Raw genomic sequence first — 22,639 nt, forward strand, 5'->3', positions numbered from 1 at the left:
AAGTATTCCTACCGGCCCCTTGTGGGCCGGCTTGCGTAGCACCCGAGGCCACCATGCAAATCAAACTCGCCAATCCCCGCGGCTTCTGTGCCGGCGTCGACCGGGCGATCGAGATCGTCAACCGCGCCCTCGACGTCTTCGGCCCGCCGATCTACGTGCGCCATGAAGTGGTGCACAACAAGTTCGTGGTGGAGAACCTGCGCAACCGCGGCGCCGTGTTCGTCGAGGAACTCGACCAGGTGCCGGACGACACCATCGTCATCTTCAGCGCCCACGGTGTTTCCCAGGCCGTCCGCAAGGAAGCCGAGAGCCGTGGCCTGAAAGTCTTCGACGCCACCTGCCCGCTGGTGACCAAGGTGCACCTGGAAGTTGTGCGCTACAGCCGCGACGGCCACGAATGCATCCTGATCGGCCACGAAGGCCATCCGGAAGTGGAAGGCACCATGGGCCAGTACGACGCCTCCAATGGTGGCGCCATCTACCTGGTGGAGGACGAGGAAGATGTGGCCGCACTGGAAGTGCGCAATCCTGAAGCGCTGCACTTCGTCACCCAGACCACTCTGTCGATGGACGACACCTCCAAGGTGATCGATGCCCTGCGCGAAAAATTCCCCGCGATCATGGGCCCGCGCAAGAACGACATCTGCTACGCCACCCAGAATCGCCAGGATGCGGTAAAGGACCTGGCCGATCAGTGCGACCTGGTGCTGGTGGTCGGCAGCCCGAACAGCTCCAACTCCAACCGTCTGCGCGAGCTGGCCGAGCGCATGGGCACCCCCGGCTACCTGATCGACGGCGCCGAGGACATGCAGAAGGAGTGGTTCGACGGCGTGCAGCGCATCGGCATTACCGCTGGCGCTTCGGCCCCGGAAGTACTGGTGCGCGGCGTGATCCAGCAACTGCGTGACTGGGGCGCGGAGCCCGAGGTGGAGCTGGATGGGAGGGAGGAGAACATCACCTTCTCGATGCCCAAGGAATTGCGGGTGAAGGCGATTTAACCGCGCCTGCTGGCCGACAATAAAAAACCCGCCTTGGCGGGTTTTTTATTGTCGGCATTCGGCCTAGAGACCTCGGCAGCTGCCCCAGGCGCCGGCCAGGTCTCCGGAGCCTCCACGCACACCGTTGGAGCTGAGGGTGATAGTGCCGCGACCTGCCAATACGCCTCCATTCACCGGCGTTGCGGTCAGGCCGTAGCTGGTGCCGGAACCGTCGATGGCGACGGCGATTGTGAAGATCGCGCCTCCGTCCACGGGGCTCTGGGCATAGGCTCCCAGCGTTGCGTTGCTGTAAGTGTTTCGTTGGGCGCGGAATCTTTCCAGTATCCCGGCGGCGCCGGTCAGGGTGCCTTTGGCATCTTCACATGCCGTTCGGCGTACGTAGCCCGTGTAGGAGGGAAGTGCAATGGCGGCGAGTATCCCCACCACCATGACGGCGATCATCAGTTCCAGCAGGGTGAAACCCTGCTGGGATTTGCGGGCCTTGGTGCTCAAAGGTTGTCCTCGTCAATCCAGTAGTACTCGTTGAGGTTCAGCTGCGGCGGCTTGCTCACCTGGGTGCCGTTGATCACGAAGCTGGTGCCGCCGATGCTGACCAGGGTCGGGTCTGGCAGCAGGCCGGTGGTTTTGACCACGTTATAGCGGGCCGAAGGCGAGGTGGAGTTGCCGGTGGTGCTGACCGGGGTCGCATCCGCCAGGTGCACGACGTAGGAACGGTTTACACCGACGCTGGCCTGGCAGGAGTTGGCGGCCGCCGTCGGTTCGTAGGTGTTGAAGTACAGATAGCCGTTCACTGTCAGGGAGCGGGTGAGGACCTTTTCCCCGCCGGCGCTGTTCATCTTGATCATCCAGCCGCCGGTGGTGGCGCTGAAGGCGGTAGTGGCATCGGCTTTCTCTGTGGCGGTGCCGGCCTGAATCAGGTTGGCGGTAGCGTCGTAGAGGCTGCTCTCGGTCAGGGTGCTCTCGCTGGTGGACGGTTTGGTCAGCACCGGGGTGCGGAAGGAGTAGAAGCGATCCTCCGTGAGCTTGTTGAGCGGGTGACCACGGTAGCCGGAGCCGATGTTGACTGTCAGTACCAGGGTGCCGTTGACGTTGACGATGGCCACGTCCGGTTCGTTGTAGAACCGGCGAATCTTGGCCTTGCGCTGGGCATCGGTGGTGTCGGCCGTGTCGGCCGGAACCACGTTGGCGAACACACCGTCGTTGCTGCTGCCGGCGGCAGTCACCAGGCCGGAACCGCTGCTGCCGTTGTTGATGTAGAAGCGCCAGACCTGGCCGCCCATGTCACCGACGAAGAACTGGTCGGCCAGTTGGTTTTCGTCGTTGGCCAGGGTGCCGTCGGTGTTCTGCTGCAGGTCGATGACGCGTACGGCGGACGGCATGCTGTAGTTCATCTTGCTCAGACGCAGGGTGCCGGTGGTCTTGCTGGCAGACCAGAGGCGTTCACCGGTACGAGCGTTGACGATGTAGATGGCATTGCCCATGGTGTCGGCGGTCTGGGTGCTGACGTTGTCCTGGTTCGGGTCGTAGCCGCCAGCGAAGATCAGTACGTCGGTGATGGTGCCGTTGACGTTGATGCGGGTCTTGATCGGTGCAGACCAGGTCTGACCCAACTGCTCAAAGCCCGTGGTGGTGCCGCCCTTGATCAGCCACAGCAGTTTCGGGTTGGAGCGGTCGGTAAGATCCAGCGCGTAGATGTCGCGCCCACCGCGACCCATGGTGCCGTAGGCGTAGACGAATTCGCCGGTGTTGAGCCCGGTGAGCAGGGTCGGCGTGGCGGCGCTGGGGTTGAGGCCACCGTAGAGCACGCCGTTCTTGTTGGCGTCGTTTACCCACAGGGTGACGGTGTTATCCATGCCGTAGGAGCGCGGCTTGGCACTGGTCGACTTCTGGTTGGCGGCCAACTGCGGGACATGCGCCAGCAGGGGTTCGGGCATGAAGGCCATCTGTTCCTGGCCGTTGCTGGTGTTGAACAGGTGCAGGTAGCCCTCATTGGTCGACATGACCACGCTCTGGTCTTCGCTGCTGCAGTTCTTGTAGGTGCTGTCGGTATAGGTGTTGCACGCGTAGGTGACCAGGCGCGGGGATGAGTGCAGCGGGTCGCCCACGCCCTTGCGCTGTGCGCCGGCAGCGGTGAGGCCGCGGATATAGTTGATCGCCGCGGTACGAGCTGCAGTGTCGTTGGCGTCACTGATGCCCAGCTTGGCGTTGGTGATGGTGGTGTTCGCCGAGTTGAGCAGGTAGTTGTTCTGGTTCAGGTTCACCGCAGCACTGGGCGAGGAGCCAATGAAGGTATAGAGCGAGCGAGTCGCCGCATCCGGCAGGTTGGATGCCGCACCACCATTGGCGGTGTTGTTGCCGTCGGCGCTGGAGCTCCAGAAGCTGCGGGCAGAGCTTTTGAAGAAGCCGGTGAGCGGATCCACGGCGGCGGTGTTATCCGCATCGACGATCTGTGCGGTGGCGGTGTCCAGGCGATAGCGCTTCAGGTTGCCCGGCCAGGTGTCGGTCTCCTGCGGTTTGAATACCGAGAAGTAGAGCTCGTCCTTGTTGTCCTGGCGGTTGAAGGTGTTCACCGGGGCACTGGCGCTGACGAAGGTGCTGTCGGTAGCGAGGACCTGCTGGATGATGTCGTTGAACGCCTTGGACAGGTCGCCTGCGGTGGTGGCGGTGTAGGTCGAGCCGCCGCCGCGCGAAGCCAGGTCGGCGAGGAACTTCTTGATATTGGCACTATCGCTTGCGCTACTGGCATCCAGGGCGAAGCCCACGGTGTGGGTGGTTACCTGGTTGTCGCCATCGATGCTGGAGGCCTGGTCGTTGGCGGCGATCCAGCCGGCGAGGGTACGGGCGCACTTTTCGCCGTCATCGCTGGCGTCGCTGGTACAGGCGCCGGTCAGTGCGGCGATGCCATTCTTGGCGGCCGTGGTGTTCTGGTTGGCTTGGCCGTCGGTCAACAACACCATGTGGGTGGTCTGGCAGGCGCTGTTGATGGGGCTGGCATAGCCGTCTGCACCGTTGCGCAGGTACTGCACTGCGTCATACAGGGTCGGCACGATGGGCGTGTTGCCCGTTGGCGTCATGGTTTGCGCCAGGCTGTTGAGCTGGTTGCGCACGGTGAACGGACTGGTGGTCATGCCGCCGTTGGCCAGCTTGATGCGCAGACGCAGGGACTGCGCCGGGTTGCTTTCGTAGGCCTGGGCATTGAGGCTGGAGTTCGCGCTTTGGGTCATGAACACCGTCAGTGCATTGCCGGGTGCCCAGCCGCTGCGGTTGAACACTGTCTGCAAGGAGGAAGCAAGGCCGCCACAGGCAAAGCTGGTGCCGGCGGTCCAGCCACCATTGGTGTTGTTGATGGTGCAACTGACTCCGGAGGTGCTGCTACGCGAACCGATGTTGCCGCTGCTCGCCTGCATGGCCGGTGAGCTGTCGGTGTTCTCGAAGCTGATCGAAGTGCTGACGTTCGGGCCGGTGACCGTGTTGTTCGGCGTGATGAACAGCTTGGCATCCAGCACGGTAGCGCCCTGGATGATGGGCAGGTTCTCGTAGCGGGCGGCGATGGAGCCCGAGTTCAGCGGCAGTGTGCTGTCGCCCAGGGTTGGCGTGTAGTAGTTGCGTCCCGGGGCGGTTTCGAAGCCGTCATTCTTCGCGTCGGTGACACGGGTTTCGATGATCGGGTTCAGGCAGCCGCCGCTGCCGCCAGTGTAGGTCACTGTCAGCGATGGCTGCAGGCCGATACCGCCCTCGATGCTGGTAGCAGTACGTGAGCCGGAGCCACTCTGCGGCGTGAGGATGATCGCAGCGGAGTTGTTGCCACACCAGCCGCCCTGGTTGACGATCTGCTGCACCACGTTCTTGATGTCCGGTCCTTCGACTGGAACGGGTGGGTTCTGTGCCGTCCATTCGGGAGCGGCCCAGTCGAGGTAGGCCGAAGTGGTGGCTCGCGCCGGGAGGTTTTCGGTGGCAGTGAAAGTGGTGGCGTCACTCGCCAGCTGGCCTTTGATCCGGAAGGTCACGGGGTCGCTGTTGGAGGTCGCCGGAACGAAGGACAACACGGCCTTGGTGACGGTCGCTCCTTGCGGAATGCCCAGGTTCTGGAAGCGCAGGGCGCCAATCCGGGTCTGCGCCACGGTGGAGGTGCTGGAGTAGTTCACCACCAGCGCCGGGGCGCTGTTGCCGCAGCTACGGGCGCAGAAGGTGTAGTCGGCCGCCTGGGTTGCGCGGAAACTCATCACCACGTCACCAATGTCACTGGTGGCGGGTGCTGTTCTCTGCAATGTCCTCAACTGGTTGGTGATGTCGATCTGCGCCGTGTTGCCGTTGATCCAGCTGGAAGCGGTGGATGTCGCGCTGCTGAATGTTCTGGTGCCTACCGGGCTGTTGTCGTTCAGGGCTGCCGGTGTTTTCGACAGCTCCATCTTCACATTCATTGTCGGCGGCGCGGTCCTGTTGGTGTTGGTAGGCACCAGCACCAGGTAGGCGCTCTGGATGGTCGCGTTGGCCGGGACGCCCAGTGAGCGGAAGTCGAACAGCGCCGTCTGGTAGTTGCTGTTATTGGTCGCGTTGACGTTCAGCTCGGTCATATTGCCGTTGGTGCAGACCGGTTTGCTCGGGCGGTTGAGGCCGGAAGTACGCATCCGGCACGCGTAGTCGGTGTTGCTCTGGGTGACGATGAAGAAGGCATCGTTCTGGACCAGCGTCGAGTTCGGCGTGCCAACCACCGTCGTGGTCGTGCTGGTATAGCCCATGGGCAGGCTGGATTCACCGATATCGCCGGTGCTGTTGGTGATGTTCTGGGTGGCGTCGTCGCTACCCTGACCGATTTCCGGGCTGCCGGCGTACTGGGTCGCGGAGCTCGGTATCACCGAGTCGATGTTGGTTACCGGATACAGCAGACGGTTGTCACCGTTGAGCACCATCAGGCCGGCGTTGATGCCGCTGGTGTTCTGGATGATGTCGGAGAACGCCTGCTTGAGCAGGGTCATACGCGATTGCTGGCCGCGCGAAGGGTTGCTGTTGCTGTCGGTGCGCCAGGCCATGGAGCCGGAGTTGTCCAGCACGAACAGCACGTTGGGGCGTACGTTCTGGTCGATGGACTGGCCGCCGAAGAAGATCTCGGTGTCGTCGGCATAGCTGAGGGTCGCGCAGGCTATGCCCGAGGTCAGCAGGGCACCACTCATCAGGCTGCGGAGGAAGGACTGTGGACGATTCATTCTGTGCACCTGATGCGTTAGAGGTGGGTGGCCTGGATGTAGCTGCGGCGATGCAGGGCACGCGCCTGGCCGTCCGAGCTGGTGACATCGCAGCTGCTCAGGTTCTTGCAAGCCTTGGCCTGGCTGCTCACCTGGTAGCAGGTGTATGTCAGGGTGCCGGCAGCGACGCTCAGGCTCTGCGCTGGAATGAACTTGGCGCATTCGATGAAGCTGGCATTCAGGTTCACCTGCGCCGAACCAGAGTTGCCCGACGTTGGTTCCACCGCGATGGAGGTGCCGTTGGTGGGGGCGACACCGCTCTGGGCGAACCGGTTCACCCAGAACTGCAGGCCGCTCTCCGCCGCCTGGAAGGCGATGTTCTGTTGCTGGGCGTTGGCCGAGACGCGCTGCTGCAGGGTCGAGTTACTGGCCATGGCAATCGCCAGCACGGTGAGAATCAGCAGTAGTACGAGGCTGACCAGCAGTGCCATGCCGCGTTGGGTCTTGGATGAAGTCATAGCCGGTTCCTCAGCTCGACGGTGCCGGTGAAATTGCGGGAAATGTTCTGCGCAGAATCGATGGCGGTGATGCTCAGTTGCACGCGATCGGCGCTCTGGGCTTCTGCGGTGCTGATGCTGCCTGCGGTTTTCCAGACGATCTTGCCTCCCGATTCGAAGCCCAGGGTGATGGCGGTGATGGTGGCGTTATCGACTATCGTCTGGTCGCCACCACTGGTGCTGGAGTTCATGCAGATCGAGGTGCCGTTGGCGCAGTTGCTGTAGGTGACGGAGTAGAGGTACAGCGTCTGGTTAGTGCAGGTTTTGTTGATGCCGGGCATGGCCACCGAGGTGGTGGTGGTCGTGGCGTAGTTGAAACGCACGCTGGTGTTCACACCGTTGGTGGTGGTGACCGCGTCGCGAGGGAACTGAACTCCATTGCTGACGGTCACGACGCTGCTGGGCAACTGGCAGCCCTGATAGCCCGCACGGCGGGCATCCATAGACACAAGGTCGAGGACGACCCGGCCACTGTCCTGCACACGGGTCAGCGCGCTGCTGGTCTTGTCCGACGCAGAACTGTTGCTGAACATCTGTAGTACGCCGAGCAGCAACAGCGAGCTGAGGAGCAGCGCCACCATCAGTTCGATCATCGACAGCCCTTGCTGCCGGTAGGAGTATTGCCTGGTAGTCATAGGTTCACCCGCAGCGTGAAGTTCTGAGCCTGAGAGCCGGTGCTGTGTTGCTGCGCGTCGGACTCGGTCCAGCTGATGACGACCTGGTACTCATTGGTGTTCGCTTTGGTGACGGTGACGCCGGAGCCGGGGATCGCGGCCTGCAGGTTGCCCCACCAGTCAAAGATGTCCTGGTTGGCCAGTTCCGAAGCCGTGCAACCAGCGGTCTTGGTGCGGCAGTCCGGGTTGGTCCGGGTCGCGCCGGAGGTCAGGCTGATCACATAGGGGGAGGTGGCCAGCAGCGCTTGAGCCGAGTTGCCACGCATCCGCTCCACATAGTCATAGGCAAGCATGCTGGCCTGGCCGCGCAGGTAGGCGCCCTGGTTGCTTTGCAGGCTGGTCATGGTCAGCGAGGCCATGCCCAGCAGCCCGATGGCCAGGACCAGAAGGGCGATGAGCACTTCGATGAGGGTGAAGCCACCCTCGCGACGTTGGGTCATGGGCATGTTCCGTTTGCTCCGCTGGTGGCAACGCCAGCGATGTTCAGGGTGACGGCGCGCGAGCTTTCAGTGCCTCGTGAGTCGCAGACCCGAAGCGTTGCAGCGGTGGTCAGGGTCCCGTTCGGATTGAAGGTCAGGGTGCCGCTGCTGCGCAGGGTCAGGCCGCTGGTGTTGGGTGGCAGTACACGGATCACGGCGGCCCGCGCGACTGACGTCGTTGTGGCGTCCGGGCTGCGGAAAACGATCGCGCCGGCCTCCCAGCTGTTGCTGTTGCAGCTAAAGATGTCCGGGTTGGTTCCTGCGTCGCTGCTACCGCAGGCGCGCACGATGCTGCGCTGGGTAATGGCTTCGCTACGCGCCGATTGCAGCAACCCGATCACCATGTTGGTCTGGCTGGAGATCTGGTTGTTCAGCATCAAGGTACGGAAACTGGGTATGGCGATGGTCGCCAGAATGGTGGCGACCGCCACCACGACCATCAACTCGATCAGCGTAAATCCCGCTGATGCCCTGGGGCGCGACATGGACGCATTCCTCACATTTTCGATAGCGGCGATGTTGCCTAGTCGTGTGGGAAATGTCTTTTTTCTATAGATGACCGTTCGTATTGGGGGGACGTTCGGTCATGCCTTCCGAGGTTATGTGAACCCCGTCGCGCAAGGTGTGAGAAGTCGGTCAGCGGGGGCAGTAGTCCTCGGTGCTTCCGGACTCGGTGCGGATGCGCCCCGCCTTGTTGAACACGATGTGATAACTCGCTCGGCCCGCGCCGCAGAGCGTCAGCGTGCCGGAGTGGAAGGCGCCGTTGGGTTGGATGGCATTGCCGAGCGGGGTGAAGTGGAGGTAGCGCCGCGAGGTGCTGTCGGTGTGGATGTGGATACCGCTCAGGGGGCCGTGGGCCGCGAGTGGAGGTTGTTGTGGGGCGCGGACGCCGCTATTGCCGGAATCGGCGAAAACCTCCCAGCCCGCGGCCCAGTCGCCGCCGGTTGCCGCGATGCTGATCGCTTGTCCACTGTGCGCGGCCGATTCACGAGCGAAGTCCAGGGCGTTGCGCAGTTCGTGGGTGGCCGTGCTTGCCCGCTGGTTCTGCAGCAGTTCGCTTAAGTTGGGGGCCGCGATGGAGAGTGCGATCGCCAGTATCGCGAGGGTCAACAGCAGTTCAACGAGGGTGAAGCCCAGCTCCCTGATAATGGGTCGTTCCCTGGCCATGGTTCGCTTCCGGGTAGTTGAGGAGCGGGAAGTATTGGGTGCCGGCTGTCGTGTGCCTGTCAGCGAGTGGGGTAGGGGCTGTAGGAGCGGTCCGATGCCGCACCGACTTCCGTCTTGCTCCCTCGAAGGTTCATGCCCGGTATAGTGTGCGGCCGGCGATGGGCCGTTGATTTTCCTGTGATGTGGGGCGTGGTATGCCGGACATGATCGTGGTGGGCGGTGGAGTAGTGGGCATGCTGACTGCCTGGACTCTGGGGCAGGCGGGCGCCGAGGTGGTGCTGCTGGAAAAGGGCGAGACCGGGCGTGAAGCGTCCTGGGCCGGCGGCGGCATCGTCTCGCCGCTCTATCCGTGGCGCTACAGTGCTGCGGTCGCCAACCTGGCCCACTGGTCACAGGATTTCTATCCGCAACTGGGCGAGCAACTGCTCGCGGATACCGGGCTCGATCCGGAAGTGCACGTCACTGGCCTTTATTGGCTGGACCTGGACGACCAGGCCGAAGCCCTGGCGTGGGCCAGGACCCATGGTCGCCCGCTTTCGGAAGTGGATATAGGCGCTGTGCAGGAGGCTGTCCCGGTACTGGGACAGGGCTTCGAGCGCGCGGTGTACATGTCCGGCGTGGCCAATGTGCGCAACCCGCGCCTGGCCAAGTCGCTTCGCCAGGCGCTGGTTCAGCTGCCGAATGTGATCGTGCAGGAGCAGGTCGAGGTAACTGGTTTCCTGAAGCAGGGCGATAACGTGACGGGCGTCCGCACGGCGCAGGGTGACTTCACTGCCGACTCGGTGGTGCTGGCGGCCGGCGCCTGGAGCGGTGAGTTGCTGGCAAAGCTGGGGCTCGAGCTACCGGTTGAGCCGGTGAAGGGACAGATGATTCTTTATCGCTGCGCCCCGGACTTCCTTTCCAGCATGGTGCTGGCCAAAGGTCGTTACGCGATTCCGCGTCGCGATGGGCACATTCTGGTGGGCAGTACGCTGGAGTTTGCCGGCTTCGACAAGACTCCGTCGACCGAGGCCCTGAGCAGCCTGCGTGCATCGGCGGAAGCGCTGATTCCCGCACTGTCAGGCATGGAGCCGGTAAATCACTGGGCGGGGCTGCGTCCGGGCTCGCCGCAGGGCATTCCCTTCATTGGCGAGGTTCCCGGTCACCCGGGGCTGTGGCTGAACACCGGTCATTACCGCAACGGCCTGGTGCTGGCGCCAGCGTCCTGCCAGTTGCTGGCGGACCTGATACTGAAGCGGCAGCCGATCATCGAAGCGGCGCCCTACGCGCCGGCAGGGCGTCTGGTCGCGACGCCCATCGTCTGAGACCGGTCGGGGATCAGTCGATCCCCAGTTTCTTCAGGCGGTAGCGCATGGAGCGGAAGGTCAGCCCCAGGCGCTGCGCCGCCGCGGTACGGTTCCAGCGCGTCTCTTCCAGAGCCTGCATGATCAGCTTGCGCTCGATGTCTTCGAGGTAATCCTCGAGGTTGTCGATCTGCGCCAGGCTCGCGTCACCACCGCTGTCCGCCGTGCTGGTTTCGGCCAGGCGCAGGTCATGAGGCTGGATGACATCGTCCTCGCAGAGCGTATAGGCGCGCTCCAGCATGTTTTCCAGTTCCCGCACGTTGCCGGGGAAGCGGTAGCTCTTGAGTTTCTCCAGCGCATCGGCGCTGACCGCCGCGGCGGCCAGTCCGCTGTCTCCGGCCAGGCGCTTGAGGACACGGTCGGTCAGCAGCGGGATGTCTTCGCGGCGCTCGCGCAGCGGCGGAACCCGCAGTTCGATGACGTTCAGGCGGTAGTAGAGGTCCTGACGGAATCGGCCAGCCGCCACTTCGGCGGCCAGGTCCTTGTGGGTCGCGCAGAGGACGCGCACGTCAACCGCGACCTCCTGCTGGCCGCCCACGGCGCGCACGGCCTTCTCCTGGATGACGCGCAGCAGCTTGACCTGCATCGGCAGTGGCAGGTCGGCGACTTCGTCGAGGAACAGCGTGCCACCGTTGGCCGCCTGGAACAGCCCTAGCTTGTCTTCCACGGCACCGGTGAAGCTGCCTTTCTTGTGGCCGAAGAACTCGCTTTCCATCAGCTCGGAGGGAATGGCGCCGCAGTTGACCGGTACGAAGGTCTGGGTCTCGCGCGGTCCTTGCTCGTGGATCAGTCGGGCCACCAGCTCCTTGCCGCTGCCGGATTCGCCGCTGATGTACACCGGCGCCTGGCTGCGGGCGAGCTTGGCCACCTGGTTGCGCAGGGTGCGCATGGGCGGCGAATCACCCAGCAGACGGCTATCCACCGGCGCCTCCTCGGCCTCCGGCGAGCGCAGGCGCAGGGCTGAATTCACCAGCTCGCGCAGGCGGGCAAGGTCCACCGGTTTGGTCAGGAAGTCGAAGGCGCCGGCCTTGAGGGCCTGCACCGCGGTGTCGAGGCTGCCGAAGGCGGTGATCATCGCCACCGGCATCTGCGGATGGCGCTGCTGGATGTACTGCACCAGGTCCAGGCCGGTGCCATCGGGCAGGCGCATGTCGGTGAGGCAGAAGTCGAAGGGCTCGCGGGCCAGGAAGTCGCGGGCTTCCTTGACGTTGCGGGCGCTGCGGGTGTCCAGCTTCATGCGGCCGAGGGTGATCTCCAGCAGCTCGCGGATGTCGGGTTCGTCGTCGACGATCAGGGCTTTTTGACGGCTCATGCTCTTTGCGTCTTCTTAGCTTTGTTTGCGCGGGTGAGCGAAGGTGAGGCGGAAGCAGCTGCCGCCTTCGTCACGCGTCTTGTAGTCCAGTCGGGCCTGGTTGCTTTCGCACAGCTCGCGAGAGATGTACAGGCCAAGGCCGGTGCCCTTGCTTTCGGTGGTGAAGAACGGCTCGAACAGCTTCCCCCGCTGATCGGCAGCGATGCCGGGACCGTCATCGAGCACTTCCAGAACAGGCAGGTCGGTCTCGCTGTCGCGGAACAGGCGCAGCCACACCTGGCCGGTGCCGTTCTTCTGCGTGCTGTACCGTAACCCATTCTGCACGAGGTTGGTCAGTACCTGCGTCAACTGATGCGGGTCCATGCGTGTCTGCACGGTGCCCGGGCCGGTTTCCACATGGATCTGCTGGCCCTCGCGCAGGCTCTCGCGCATCTCGCCGGCGTAGCGGTGTAGCCAGTATTTGAGGTCCAGCAGTTGCGGCTCGGCCTGGCGCCGGCGCGACAGCTGGAGGACGTTCTCGATGACCAGGTTCATGCGCCGCGACTGGTCCTGAATGATCTGCGTCAGGCGCCGGTCGGGCTTGTCCAGTTCTTCGGACTCCAGCAGCAACTGCGCTGCATGGCTGATGGCGCCCAGCGGGTTGCGGATCTCATGGGCAATGCCCGCGGTCAGTCGGCCCAGGGCGGCGAGCTTGAGCTGCTGGGCCTGCTGGGCGATCTGCGAGATGTCCTCGAGGAACATCAGGATGTGCTGTTCGTTGTCGCGGCGAAGGGGGATGAAGCTTGGCTGCACGGTCGGGCCGGACTCCATGGGCTGCAGGCTCGGTGGGCGCAGGGCGGGATTCTGTTGCCACTGCTGCAGGCTGGAGACCAGTTGCGGGCTGTACTCGGCCAGTGAGTGGCCGGGAAGGTCATGCCCGCCCAGCAGGGTGGTGGCGCTCTGGTTGGCCAGCAGCACCCGGTGGCGATCGCCCAGCACCAGGATGCCGGTACGCATGCGCTGGAGGATCAGTGCGTTCAGCTCTTCGAGGTTGGCCACCGTGGTGGCGCGCTGCTCGGCAATGCTTTCGACGACCTGCTGGCGCCGTGCCAGGGCCTGGATCAGCAGGGCTGAGGCGAAGCTCAGGGCGCCGAGTCCGCCTGCCTGCACGTAATGGTTGATGGCCGTGGGTTGGCTGAGGCTCAGGTAGAAGGTCAGGTAGATCAGGCCGATGGCGGCGATGGCGGCGATGAGCAGGCCGATGCGGCCTCGCAGCAGGACATTGGCGATGGCCACGGCGACCACCATCAGGTTGCCGATGCCGCTGGGAATGCCGCCCGCGGTATAGAACAGGGCGCTGAGCAGGAGTATGTCCAGCGCCGCCAGGAGGAAGATCGGCAAGAGATGGCGCGGTGTTGGCATCAGCACCGCGATCAGGATGTTGAGGACCAGGTAGATCCAGCAGCCGACGTGGAACAGTTCGGGGTGAGCCAGTTTCAGCAGCTCATCGTCCAGGCTGCTGGAGATCAGCAGCACCAGCACCAGCCCGATGGTCAGGCGGTACAGGTGGTACAGGCGCAGGACCCGCAGGCCCTGCCCCGTGAGGGAGATGCCTTCAGCGACCACGGTCGTTGCGGTCCTGTTCGAGGTGCGCGCGGCTGCAGTACCACTGGCTCTCGTCCTGCAGGGCGTGGGTCTGCGGCACATGCACACCGCACTGCGCACAGCGGACCATCGGTGCGGCGGGGTCGTCGCCCTTGGGCTTCTTGACAGGGCGGGCCGGCCGGGTAGCTTTGCGCCACAACCACCAGCCGAAGGCGAAGAGGGCGATCCAGAACAGCAGACGGGTCATGGCAATCCCTTGTGCGTAAAGAGCGGCAGTTTATCCAAGCCACGCGGCGCCGCACAGTGAGCCCGTGCGCGCACCCGCCAGATCATGGGGCAGAGGCGCCGGTGCTTTGCCCGAATGAAAAAGGGAGGCCGAAGCCTCCCTTTTACTCGTATCTGCCGGTATCAGTCGAAGATGCCGAAGGTCATGTAGCTGAACCAGGAACGGTCGCTGCTGCCGGCGTTGCCTTCGGACTCTTGCTGTTCTTCCTGCACGTCGCTCTGGTTCTCGGGCTTGAGTTCGGCCGGAATCTGCTGTTCGGCGTCTTCGTACTGCTTGATCACGTCCTTGGATGCCTGGGTTTCCATGTGCGGCGGGGCATCGTTGGTCTCGATCAGGCCCAGGGTGGCCTTGGCCAGCCAGGAGCGGTTGTCGGCTTCGTCTTCACGGGGAACGAACTGGCCATCCTTGAGGCTGGCGTTGTCCGGGTAGTTCGCCTTCAGGGTTTCCAGGCTGGAATCGGCCAGGTCGTTCAGGCCCAGGCGCTGATAGGCCTCGACCATGATCGCCAGACCATCGCCGACGGCCGGGGTTTCCTGGAAGTTCTCGACCACGTAGCGGCCACGGTTGGCGGCGGCGACATAGGCCTGGCGCTTGAGGTAGTAGTGACCGACGTGCACTTCGTAGGCCGCCAGCAGGTTGCGCAGGTAGATCATGCGCGCCTTGGCGTCCGGGGCGTAGCGGCTGTTCGGGTAGCGGCTGACCAGCTGGGCGAACTCGTTGAAGGAGTCGCGGGCGGCGCCCGGGTCGCGCTTGGTCATGTCCAGCGGCAGGAAGCGCGCCAGCAGGCCGCGGTCCTGGTCAAAGGAAGCCAGGCCCTTGAGGTAGTAGGCGTAGTCGACGTTCGGGTGCTGCGGGTGCAGGCGGATGAAGCGCTCGGCGGAGGCGCGGGCGGCCTCGGGCTCCATGTTCTTGTAGTTGGCGTAGATCAGCTCCAACTGCGCCTGCTCGGCATAGCGGCCGAACGGATAGCGGGACTCCAGCGCCTTCAGCTTGGCGACGGCGTTGGTGTAGCTCTTGTTGTTGAGGTCGTCCTGTGCCTGCTGGTACAGCTGGCTTTCGCTCAGGTTCTCATCCACCTTCTCGCCCTTGGAGGAGCAGGCGGTGACGAAGGCGAGGATGGCGATCAGCAGCAGGTGTTTCACTTGCATGGCGAGTTGCGTCCCTGGACGGTCGGCTGTCGCGGCCGCAACCGTCTGTTATGATTGGCGCCCCAGGGATACCCCTGGGACAAAGGCCCCGTATTTAACCACAGCGTGCTGCCGAACCAAAAGGCCGCGCGCCCTTCGTGTCCCGTCATGTCCAATATCATCCAACTCGCGGCAGAAGTGCCGTTCGACCTCGGTGGTCAGCGTCTCGACCAGGTCGCCGCCCAGCTCTTCTCCGACCACTCCCGCTCCCGCCTGGCTGGCTGGATCAAGGACGGCTGTCTCAAGGTCGACGGCGCCGTGCTGCGTCCACGCGACATCGTCCACGCCGGCTCGCGCCTTGAACTGGACGTCGAGCTGGAGGCCCAGGGCGAATGGGTTGCCCAGGACATCGAGCTGGACATCGTCTACGAAGACGACCACATCCTGGTCATCGACAAGCCGACCGGCCTGGTGGTTCACCCCGCCGCCGGCCACCAGGACGGCACCCTGCTCAACGCGCTGCTGCACCACGTGCCGCATCTGGCCAACGTGCCGCGCGCCGGCATCGTGCATCGCCTCGACAAGGACACCACCGGCCTGATGGTGGTGGCCAAGACTCTCGAAGCGCATACCAACCTGGTCGCCCAGTTGCAGGCGCGCAGCGTCAGCCGCATCTATGAAGCCATCGTCACCGGCGTGATCGTAGCCGGCGGCACCGTCGACGCACCCATCGGTCGTCATGGCGTGCAGCGCCAGAAGATGGCGGTGATCGAGACCGGCAAGGTCGCCATCAGCCATTATCGCGTGCTGGAGCGCTTCCGGGCGCACACCCACACGCGGGTGAAGCTGGAAACCGGGCGTACTCACCAGATCCGCGTCCATATGACGCACATCGGCCACCCGCTGGTGGGCGACCCCACCTACGGCGGGCGTTTCCGCATTCCGCCGGGGGCCAGCCCGACCCTCGTCGAGTCGCTGCGCGATTTCCCGCGCCAGGCACTGCACGCGCGCTTCCTGGAGCTGGATCACCCGGCCACCAACGTACGCATGAAGTGGGAGTCGCCGCTGCCGGATGACTTCACCTGGCTGCTGAGCCTGCTGCGGCAGGACAACGAGTCCTTCGTATGACCCCCTGGCTGACGCTTGACTGGCCGGCTCCGGCGAACGTCCGCGCCTGCGTGACTACCCGTGCCGGCGGCGTCAGCGTCGAGCCTTTCGACCGCTTCAACCTCGGTGACCACGTCGGCGACGAGCCGGCTGCGGTGGCCGAGAACCGTCGCCGGCTGACCGCCGAACTGGGCTGCCAGCCGGCCTGGTTGAGCCAGGTACATGGTATCGATGTGGTCGAGGCCGACCCGTCTGCCGTTGCCACTGCGGATGCCAGCTGGAGCGCCACGCGGGGAATCGCCTGCACCATCATGACTGCCGATTGTCTGCCGGCGCTGTTCTGCGACCGCGCGGGGACCCGTGTCGGTGCTGCCCATGCCGGCTGGCGCGGGCTGGCGAGCGGCGTGCTGGAGGCGACCGTGGACGCGATGGCCGTCGCACCGGCTGAGCTGCTGGTCTGGCTCGGCCCGTCCATCGGCCCGCAGGCCTTCGAAGTCGGCCCCGAAGTGCGTGAAGCCTTCCTGGCAGACCACGCCGAAGCTGCGCGCGCCTTCGTGCCCAGCGCCAACGCCGGCAAATTCATGGCCGACATCTACGAGCTGGCGCGCATCCGCCTCGCGGCGAAGGGGGTGACTGCCGTCTACGGTGGGGATTTCTGCACCTTCACTGATATCGAGCGTTTCTATTCCTACCGCCGCAGCCCGCGTACCGGCCGCCTGGCCAGCCTGATCTGGCTGGCCTGACAGTCTGTCTGTAGGAGCGAGCTTGCTCGCGAACAGCCGGATACCTTTGTGTCAGGCGAGGTTCACGACCAAGCTCGCTCCTGCCGGTTCAACTCCGTTCCGGAGGTCCTTTCGAAGGCACTAACTGACGGGTGTCATGGCCAAATGGCTTGAACCGACCAAAATCGTCCTTATCTATCTGGCATCCCGGCGGGTTAGTCGTGACCAGGGGCACTCATCGCTCCGGCCCGCTCTAGAAAGGAAGGACGACCCTCATGCGAATCGACCGTTTGACCAGCAAGCTCCAGCTTGCACTCTCCGATGCCCAGTCCCTGGCCGTCGGACATGACCACCCGGCCATCGAGCCGGTGCACCTGCTGTCCGCGCTCATCGAGCAGCAGGGCGGCTCCATCAAGCCCCTGCTGATGCAGGTCGGCTTCGATATCCCGGCGCTGCGTTCCTCTCTCAATAAGGAGATGGACACGCTGCCGAAGATCCAGAACCCCACCGGCGACGTGAACCTGTCGCAGGACCTGGCGCGCCTGCTCAACCAGGCCGACCGCCTGGCCCAGCAGAAGGGCGACCAGTTCATCTCCAGCGAACTCGTGCTGCTCGCCGCCATGGATGACAGCACCAAGCTCGGCAAGCTTTTGACCAGCCAGGGCGTCTCCAAGAAGGCTCTGGAGAATGCCGTGGCCAACCTGCGCGGCGGCGAAGCGGTCAACGACCCGAACGCCGAGGACTCGCGCCAGGCGCTGGACAAGTACACCGTCGACATGACCAAGCGCGCCGAAGACGGCAAGCTCGATCCGGTGATCGGCCGTGACGACGAAATCCGCCGGACCATCCAGGTTCTGCAGCGCCGTACCAAGAACAACCCCGTGCTGATCGGCGAACCCGGCGTCGGCAAGACCGCCATCGTCGAAGGCCTGGCCCAGCGGATCGTCAACGGCGAAGTGCCCGACGGCCTGAAGGACAAGCGCCTGCTGGCGCTGGACATGGGCTCGCTGATCGCCGGCGCCAAGTTCCGCGGCGAGTTCGAGGAGCGCCTGAAAGCCGTCCTCAACGAACTGTCCAAGCAGGAAGGCCGGATCATCCTGTTCATCGACGAACTGCACACCATGGTCGGCGCCGGCAAGGCCGAAGGCGCCATGGACGCCGGCAACATGCTCAAACCGGCCCTGGCCCGTGGCGAGCTGCACTGCGTGGGCGCCACCACTCTGGACGAGTACCGTCAGTACATCGAGAAGGACGCGGCCCTGGAACGCCGCTTCCAGAAAGTCCTGGTGGATGAGCCGAGCGAGGAAGACACCATCGCCATCCTGCGTGGCCTGAAAGAGCGCTACGAAGTACACCACGGCGTGACCATCACCGACGGCGCGATCATCGCCGCGGCCAAGCTCAGCCACCGCTACATCACCGACCGCCAGCTGCCGGACAAGGCCATCGACCTGATCGACGAAGCCGCCAGCCGCATCCGCATGGAGATTGATTCCAAGCCGGAGGAACTCGATCGCCTGGATCGCCGCTTGATCCAGCTGAAAATCGAGCGTGAGGCGCTGAAGAAGGAAGACGACGAGGCCACCCGGAAGCGCCTCGCCAAGCTGGAAGAAGACATCGCCAAGCTCGAGCGCGAGTACGCCGATCTCGAGGAAATCTGGAAATCGGAGAAAGCCGAGGTCCAGGGTTCCGCGCAGATCCAGCAGAAGATCGAGCAGGCCAAGCAGGAAATGGAAACCGCGCGGCGCAAGGGCGACCTGGAAACCATGGCGCGCATCCAGTACCAGACCATTCCGGACCTGGAGCGCAGCCTGCAGATGGTCGACCAGCATGGCCAGACCGAGAAGCAGCTGCTGCGCAACAAGGTGACCGACGAGGAAATCGCCGAAGTCGTCGCCAAGTGGACCGGCATTCCGGTGTCCAAGATGCTCGAAGGCGAGCGCGAGAAGCTGCTGCGCATGGAAGACGAGCTGCACAAGCGCGTCATCGGCCAGCACGAGGCCGTGGTGGCCGTCTCCAACGCCGTGCGCCGTTCCCGTGCCGGCCTGGCGGACCCCAATCGACCCAGTGGCTCGTTCCTCTTCCTCGGCCCGACCGGGGTGGGCAAGACCGAGCTGTGCAAGGCCCTGGCCGAATTCCTCTTCGATACCGAGGAAGCGCTGGTGCGCATCGACATGTCCGAGTTCATGGAGAAACACTCCGTGGCTCGTCTGATCGGCGCACCTCCGGGCTACGTCGGCTATGAAGAAGGCGGTTACCTGACCGAGGCCGTGCGCCGCAAGCCGTACTCCGTGGTGCTGCTCGACGAAGTCGAGAAAGCCCACCCGGATGTCTTCAACGTGCTGCTGCAGGTGCTCGAAGACGGGCGCCTGACCGACAGCCACGGGCGTACCGTGGACTTCCGCAACACCGTGGTAGTGATGACCTCGAACCTCGGTTCGGCGCAGATCCAGGAGCTGGTCGGCGACCGAGAAGCCCAGCATGCGGCGGTCATGGATGCGGTGAATTCGCACTTCCGTCCGGAATTCATCAACCGGATCGACGAAGTGGTGGTCTTCGAGCCGCTGGCCCGCGAGCAGATCGCCGGCATCGCCCGTATCCAGATGGGCCGCCTGCGCAAGCGCCTTGCCGAGCGCGAGCTGAGCCTGGAGCTGAGCGACGAAGCCATGGACAAGCTGATCGCCGTCGGCTTCGACCCGGTGTATGGCGCGCGGCCCCTCAAGCGCGCGATCCAGCGCTGGATCGAGAACCCGCTGGCGCAGCTGATCCTGGCCGGCAAGTTCAACCCTGGCACGCAGATCCACGCCAAGGTCGAGAACGACGAGATCGTCTTCTCCTGATCCATGCTCCACGAAAAAGCCCGCCAATTGGCGGGCTTTTTCTTTGGCTCTACTGTAGGGGCGAGCTTGCTCGCGAGCCGGGGCGCGCGCTCCTGCAGGTGGACTCCGGCAATCAGCCCGTCTCGCGGGCGCCGCCGAGCAGGACCAGTAGTTGCTCGATCAGCTCCGCCTGATCCTCGGCAATATCGATGATGTGGAAACCCGCCCAGCCCAGTTGGCCGTCAGTACCGGCGCGACTCCACAGGCAATCGGCGCCGAGCTGGATTTCGCCGATCTCGTCCAGCGGCGGCGCCGGCACCAGGTGGCACTCCCAGACCGAATCGGCCTCCGGCACGTCCACCCCGCAGAGCATGAACCCTTCGGCGGACAGGTCGGCGAGCCGGCCCAGGCTGCGCCCGGAGTGCCGGTCGAAGACTTCCACGGTCAGCCCGGTCTGCTGCCGGCTATGCTGGCGACGTTCACTCATCGACTGCTCCTTCAGGTCTGTGCCGGGCTGCGCCCGGAAGTAAAGCGTTGCAGGACGCGGTAGATCGCACTCAGCGCACGATCCATCAGCGGGGCGGACTGTTCCGTCGGTACCAGGCGGACCTTGCCGGCTTCCATCTCCTGGGCCAACTGCACTATCGGTTTGACCGCCACCCGCTGCCCGGTGTGGTCGACGAACATGTAGTTGCGCGTGGTCGGGCTGAACCACGACAGCTTGAGCCGGCGCGCCGGTGTGGTGTCGCTGAATTCGAACCAGGTGCCGAACTCCAGGTGGCTCAGCTCCTTCATCAAGACCCGCACGCGCTCGGACAGCGCCTCGCCGTTGGGCTTGATCAGGGCATGACCCTCGGCTCCGAGCATGGCGCCCAGCGGGCTCTCCGGCAGCTCCTGTTTCAGTTGCGCGGCGATCTGCGGCTGCTGCGCCTGGATCGCGTGCTGGCAGGCAACCAGATCCTGCAGTAGCCGGCGGATGCCGTCCTCGTGGTAACCGCCCAGCACTTCCAGGCCCTTGCGCAGCTCCTCCAGGAGGGCCAGGCGGATCGCTTGCAGATGATCGCGGCCGGCAGCATCCAGCGGCGTCACGCTCCAGGCCAGCTGTTCTCCTACTTCGCAGGCGCGCTTCCATTCGTCGCTGTGCTCGCCACTGCGTAGCACGATGAAGGTCAGAGCATCGCACCAGCTCATTTCCAGGAAGTTGCGTACCAGCTCTGGCAGGTCGCGCTCCTGTGTCACCTTGGCGATGGCGTCCAGCGCGTGCTCGCGGGCGGCCAGCAGGCGGTCGCGGCCACGGGCAGCCTCCATGGCGCGGCGTTCGCGTAGTTCGACCTTCTGTCGCAGGTTGGTGATGTACTCGTTGAACTCGCCCAGCAGGTTGTCGAACAACGACAGGTCGCCAACGAAATCCTGGATCACCCGCTCGACCACCCAGTGCATCTTCGCCAGCAGGGCGCGCTCCTCGCCCTCGCCGCCATACAGCACGCCGGCCTGGGCCATGGCGTTGAGCAGCTTGCGCGCAGGGTGGTGATGCTGGGTGAACAGCTGCTTGTCCAGTAGCGCCACCTTGAGGAAGGGCGTGTGCAGGTGGGAAAGGGTGGTCTTGCAGCTGTCGGGCAGGTTCTCATCATCGAGGATGAAGTCGAACACCATGCCCACCAGGTCGATGACGTCTGCTTCCTGGTCGGTCAGTCGGGTGTTGCTCGGTTGCGCGCTGCCGGCTTCCAGCTGGCGCTGCAGGTCGGCCTTCAGCGCATCGACCGGCTGCGGCTGGCGCAACCGGTGGGCCAATTCGTGGGCAGACTCGCGCTGCAGGCGGTTCAGCGCCTCCAGCAGTTCGTTGGCGCTATAGGTCGTAGTGGCCGAGCTCGGACCGAAGCTGACGATGCTCTGGGTGTTACCGAACAGCGTGGCCTTGTCGCCGCGCCGGCGGTGCTCGGCGAGCAGCACCGCGAGGCCGCCGAACAGGGCGTTGCGGTCGCCCGGAGGCATATCCGGCAGGTCACCGGCGGTGTAGGGCGATGGTGTTGCACTGCCGCCTTCCGTCGCCGCGGTGATTTTTTCGGTCGCTGCCGGGCGGTGAGTGGGCGGGGATGCCTGGCGCTGGCCCTGCGGCCGGTACTTCAGGTTCGGTAGTACGCCGCCGTCGGCCAGGCGCTTGTTCAGTTGTTCATATAAAGGTTGCAGGTGCTGCATGACCTGTTGATCGAACAGCACATAAAGGATGGTTTTGATCCGCAGCGGGAAAACGCTGCGCGCCAGGGTGTCTCGGAACGCTTGGGCGATGGCCTGCGGGCCGAAGGGGTTGCGGTCCTCGCCCAGCTTGCTGCCGTTGTTGAGCAGCGCCAGGCGCTGATCCAGCGCGAACAGCTGCTGGGCGCAGTGGGCGCGAACCTGGTTGACCATGTTGGTCACCAGCAGCGTCTCTTCATATTCGTCGTTGCCGACCAGGGTCAGCTGGTCCACGTCCAGTTCTTCCAGCGGCTCCACGAGGGGCAGCTTGCCTTCGAGGAAGTCGCTGAGGCCCTGGGCGATTCGCTGGTGGTAGGAGCGCTCGAGGTTCGGCCGCTCGCGGCGGACTTCGCGCATGGCGTCGAAGAACAGGGCCTGAACCTGATTGTTCTCGGCTTTCTCGGCGCACTCGAAGAGCGTGTCGTCCACCTGGGCGAAGACACAACCCAGGAGCTCGGCAAGATGATTCATCGCCAACTGACGACAGCCCTGCACCAGTTCGCCGAAGCGCGGCTGGATCATGCGGCTGGCGATGGGGGAGGGTGGTGGGGTGTCCTTGTTGCTCATGGCCATCCTGTGCGTGATCGTTCCGTTAGCACCCGCGGTGGATCACTCGTGTTTTTCCATGCAGATATAGCAATCAGCCCGGTCCCCTGCAAAGCAGAGAAAAACTTTTTGGATCAGAGTGTTGACAGACGTTTCGATATACGTAAAATGGCGCGCCTCTGATACGGGAAACCGGTGAAGCCGGAAGAAAGTAGAGGAGATTGAAAGGCTCGTCGTTCCGCGATAGCTCAGTCGGTAGAGCAAATGACTGTTAATCATTGGGTCCCTGGTTCGAGTCCAGGTCGCGGAGCCAACTTTCAAACGGGGTATAGCGCAGTCCGGTAGCGCGCTTGCTTTGGGAGCAAGATGTCGGGAGTTCGAATCCCCCTACCCCGACCAACATTTGGGTCGTTAGCTCAGTCGGTAGAGCAGTTGGCTTTTAACCAATTGGTCGTAGGTTCGAATCCTACACGACCCACCATATTAAAGGCGCCGGACAGCCC

General features: G+C 64.0%; 18 protein-coding genes and 3 tRNA genes. 8 read left to right on the forward strand and 13 right to left on the reverse strand.

Going from position 1 to position 22,639, the window contains the following annotated elements:
• Positions 1–53 precede the first annotated feature (53 nt).
• Positions 54–998 carry a 4-hydroxy-3-methylbut-2-enyl diphosphate reductase gene (ispH, locus tag IB275_RS04680; protein ID WP_192290205.1) on the forward strand — a complete coding sequence of 315 codons (945 nt, stop codon included), beginning with the start codon at positions 54–56 and terminating at the stop codon, positions 996–998.
• A 63-nt stretch (positions 999–1,061) separates the two neighbouring features.
• Here ispH and IB275_RS04685 read toward each other — a convergent pair whose 3' ends face one another.
• The 7 genes from IB275_RS04685 to IB275_RS04715 form a co-directional block, all read right to left on the reverse strand.
• Positions 1,062–1,490, reverse strand: a complete 429-nt coding sequence (locus tag IB275_RS04685; RefSeq protein ID WP_318652549.1) for a type IV pilin protein — start codon at positions 1,488–1,490, stop codon at positions 1,062–1,064.
• The gene (locus IB275_RS04690; protein WP_192290203.1) at positions 1,487–6,202 is read right to left on the reverse strand and encodes a pilus assembly protein PilY; all 4,716 of its coding nucleotides are present in this window, start codon (positions 6,200–6,202) and stop codon (positions 1,487–1,489) included. Before IB275_RS04690 ends, IB275_RS04685 begins: the two co-directional genes overlap by 4 nt.
• 17 nt (positions 6,203–6,219) lie before the next feature.
• The gene (locus IB275_RS04695) at positions 6,220–6,699 is read right to left on the reverse strand and encodes a pilus assembly PilX family protein (protein ID WP_192290201.1); all 480 of its coding nucleotides are present in this window, start codon (positions 6,697–6,699) and stop codon (positions 6,220–6,222) included.
• Positions 6,696–7,373, reverse strand: coding sequence for a PilW family protein (locus tag IB275_RS04700; protein ID WP_192290199.1), 678 nt, complete (start codon positions 7,371–7,373; stop codon positions 6,696–6,698). The genes IB275_RS04695 and IB275_RS04700 overlap by 4 nt, the downstream gene beginning before the upstream one ends.
• The gene (pilV, locus tag IB275_RS04705) at positions 7,370–7,852 is read right to left on the reverse strand and encodes a type IV pilus modification protein PilV (protein ID WP_192290197.1); all 483 of its coding nucleotides are present in this window, start codon (positions 7,850–7,852) and stop codon (positions 7,370–7,372) included. Before pilV ends, IB275_RS04700 begins: the two co-directional genes overlap by 4 nt.
• Entirely contained in the window at positions 7,849–8,376 is a 528-nt protein-coding gene (locus IB275_RS04710; RefSeq protein ID WP_192290195.1) for a GspH/FimT family pseudopilin, read from the reverse strand. Before IB275_RS04710 ends, pilV begins: the two co-directional genes overlap by 4 nt.
• A 151-nt stretch (positions 8,377–8,527) precedes the next feature.
• Positions 8,528–9,058: a GspH/FimT family pseudopilin gene (locus tag IB275_RS04715; RefSeq protein WP_225607858.1), complete on the reverse strand. Its 531-nt coding sequence runs from the start codon at positions 9,056–9,058 to the stop codon at positions 8,528–8,530.
• 194 nt (positions 9,059–9,252) lie between these two features.
• On the opposite strand from IB275_RS04715, the gene thiO reads away from it, so the two are divergent.
• Positions 9,253–10,362: a glycine oxidase ThiO gene (gene thiO, locus IB275_RS04720; protein ID WP_192290193.1), complete on the forward strand. Its 1,110-nt coding sequence runs from the start codon at positions 9,253–9,255 to the stop codon at positions 10,360–10,362.
• Positions 10,363–10,375: 13 nt separating this feature from the next.
• Here the strand turns inward: thiO and IB275_RS04725 are convergent, their stop codons facing one another.
• From IB275_RS04725 to IB275_RS04740, 4 genes are all read right to left on the reverse strand, one after another.
• On the reverse strand, positions 10,376–11,713 hold the full coding sequence (locus tag IB275_RS04725; RefSeq protein WP_192290191.1) for a sigma-54-dependent transcriptional regulator: 1,338 nt from the start codon (positions 11,711–11,713) through the stop codon (positions 10,376–10,378).
• A gap of 15 nt (positions 11,714–11,728) precedes the next feature.
• Positions 11,729–13,318 carry a sensor histidine kinase gene (locus IB275_RS04730; protein WP_192290189.1) on the reverse strand — a complete coding sequence of 530 codons (1,590 nt, stop codon included), beginning with the start codon at positions 13,316–13,318 and terminating at the stop codon, positions 11,729–11,731.
• Entirely contained in the window at positions 13,308–13,550 is a 243-nt protein-coding gene (locus tag IB275_RS04735; RefSeq protein WP_285886784.1) for a PP0621 family protein, read from the reverse strand. The genes IB275_RS04730 and IB275_RS04735 overlap by 11 nt, the downstream gene beginning before the upstream one ends.
• A 155-nt stretch (positions 13,551–13,705) precedes the next feature.
• Positions 13,706–14,731: an outer membrane protein assembly factor BamD gene (locus IB275_RS04740; protein WP_192290185.1), complete on the reverse strand. Its 1,026-nt coding sequence runs from the start codon at positions 14,729–14,731 to the stop codon at positions 13,706–13,708.
• 147 nt (positions 14,732–14,878) lie between these two features.
• On the opposite strand from IB275_RS04740, the gene rluD reads away from it, so the two are divergent.
• The 3 genes from rluD to clpB all read left to right on the forward strand — a co-directional run bounded on the left by rluD (position 14,879) and on the right by clpB (position 19,379).
• Complete coding sequence (gene rluD, locus IB275_RS04745) at positions 14,879–15,838, forward strand: 23S rRNA pseudouridine(1911/1915/1917) synthase RluD (protein ID WP_192290183.1); 960 nt, start codon at positions 14,879–14,881, stop codon at positions 15,836–15,838.
• Positions 15,835–16,560, forward strand: coding sequence for a peptidoglycan editing factor PgeF (gene pgeF / locus IB275_RS04750; protein WP_192290181.1), 726 nt, complete (start codon positions 15,835–15,837; stop codon positions 16,558–16,560). The genes rluD and pgeF overlap by 4 nt, the downstream gene beginning before the upstream one ends.
• Positions 16,561–16,814: 254 nt before the next feature.
• Positions 16,815–19,379 (forward strand): ATP-dependent chaperone ClpB, encoded by a 2,565-nt coding sequence (clpB, locus tag IB275_RS04755; protein ID WP_192290180.1) that lies wholly within the window; start codon positions 16,815–16,817, stop codon positions 19,377–19,379.
• A gap of 112 nt (positions 19,380–19,491) precedes the next feature.
• Here the strand turns inward: clpB and IB275_RS04760 are convergent, their stop codons facing one another.
• Both IB275_RS04760 and IB275_RS04765 read right to left on the reverse strand, forming a co-directional pair.
• Positions 19,492–19,845, reverse strand: a complete 354-nt coding sequence (locus tag IB275_RS04760) for a PilZ domain-containing protein (RefSeq protein ID WP_045217284.1) — start codon at positions 19,843–19,845, stop codon at positions 19,492–19,494.
• 11 nt (positions 19,846–19,856) lie between these two features.
• Positions 19,857–22,157 carry a DUF1631 domain-containing protein gene (locus IB275_RS04765; protein ID WP_192290178.1) on the reverse strand — a complete coding sequence of 767 codons (2,301 nt, stop codon included), beginning with the start codon at positions 22,155–22,157 and terminating at the stop codon, positions 19,857–19,859.
• 216 nt (positions 22,158–22,373) lie between these two features.
• Here IB275_RS04765 and IB275_RS04770 point away from each other — a divergent pair.
• From IB275_RS04770 to IB275_RS04780, 3 genes are all read left to right on the forward strand, one after another.
• A tRNA-Asn gene (locus IB275_RS04770) sits at positions 22,374–22,449 on the forward strand.
• Positions 22,450–22,458: 9 nt separating this feature from the next.
• Positions 22,459–22,535, forward strand: a tRNA-Pro gene (locus IB275_RS04775).
• A gap of 6 nt (positions 22,536–22,541) precedes the next feature.
• Positions 22,542–22,617 (forward strand) — tRNA-Lys (locus IB275_RS04780).
• Positions 22,618–22,639 lie beyond the last annotated feature (22 nt).

Source organism: Pseudomonas sp. PDM21 (genome assembly GCF_014852505.2).
Classification (GTDB): domain Bacteria; phylum Pseudomonadota; class Gammaproteobacteria; order Pseudomonadales; family Pseudomonadaceae; genus Pseudomonas.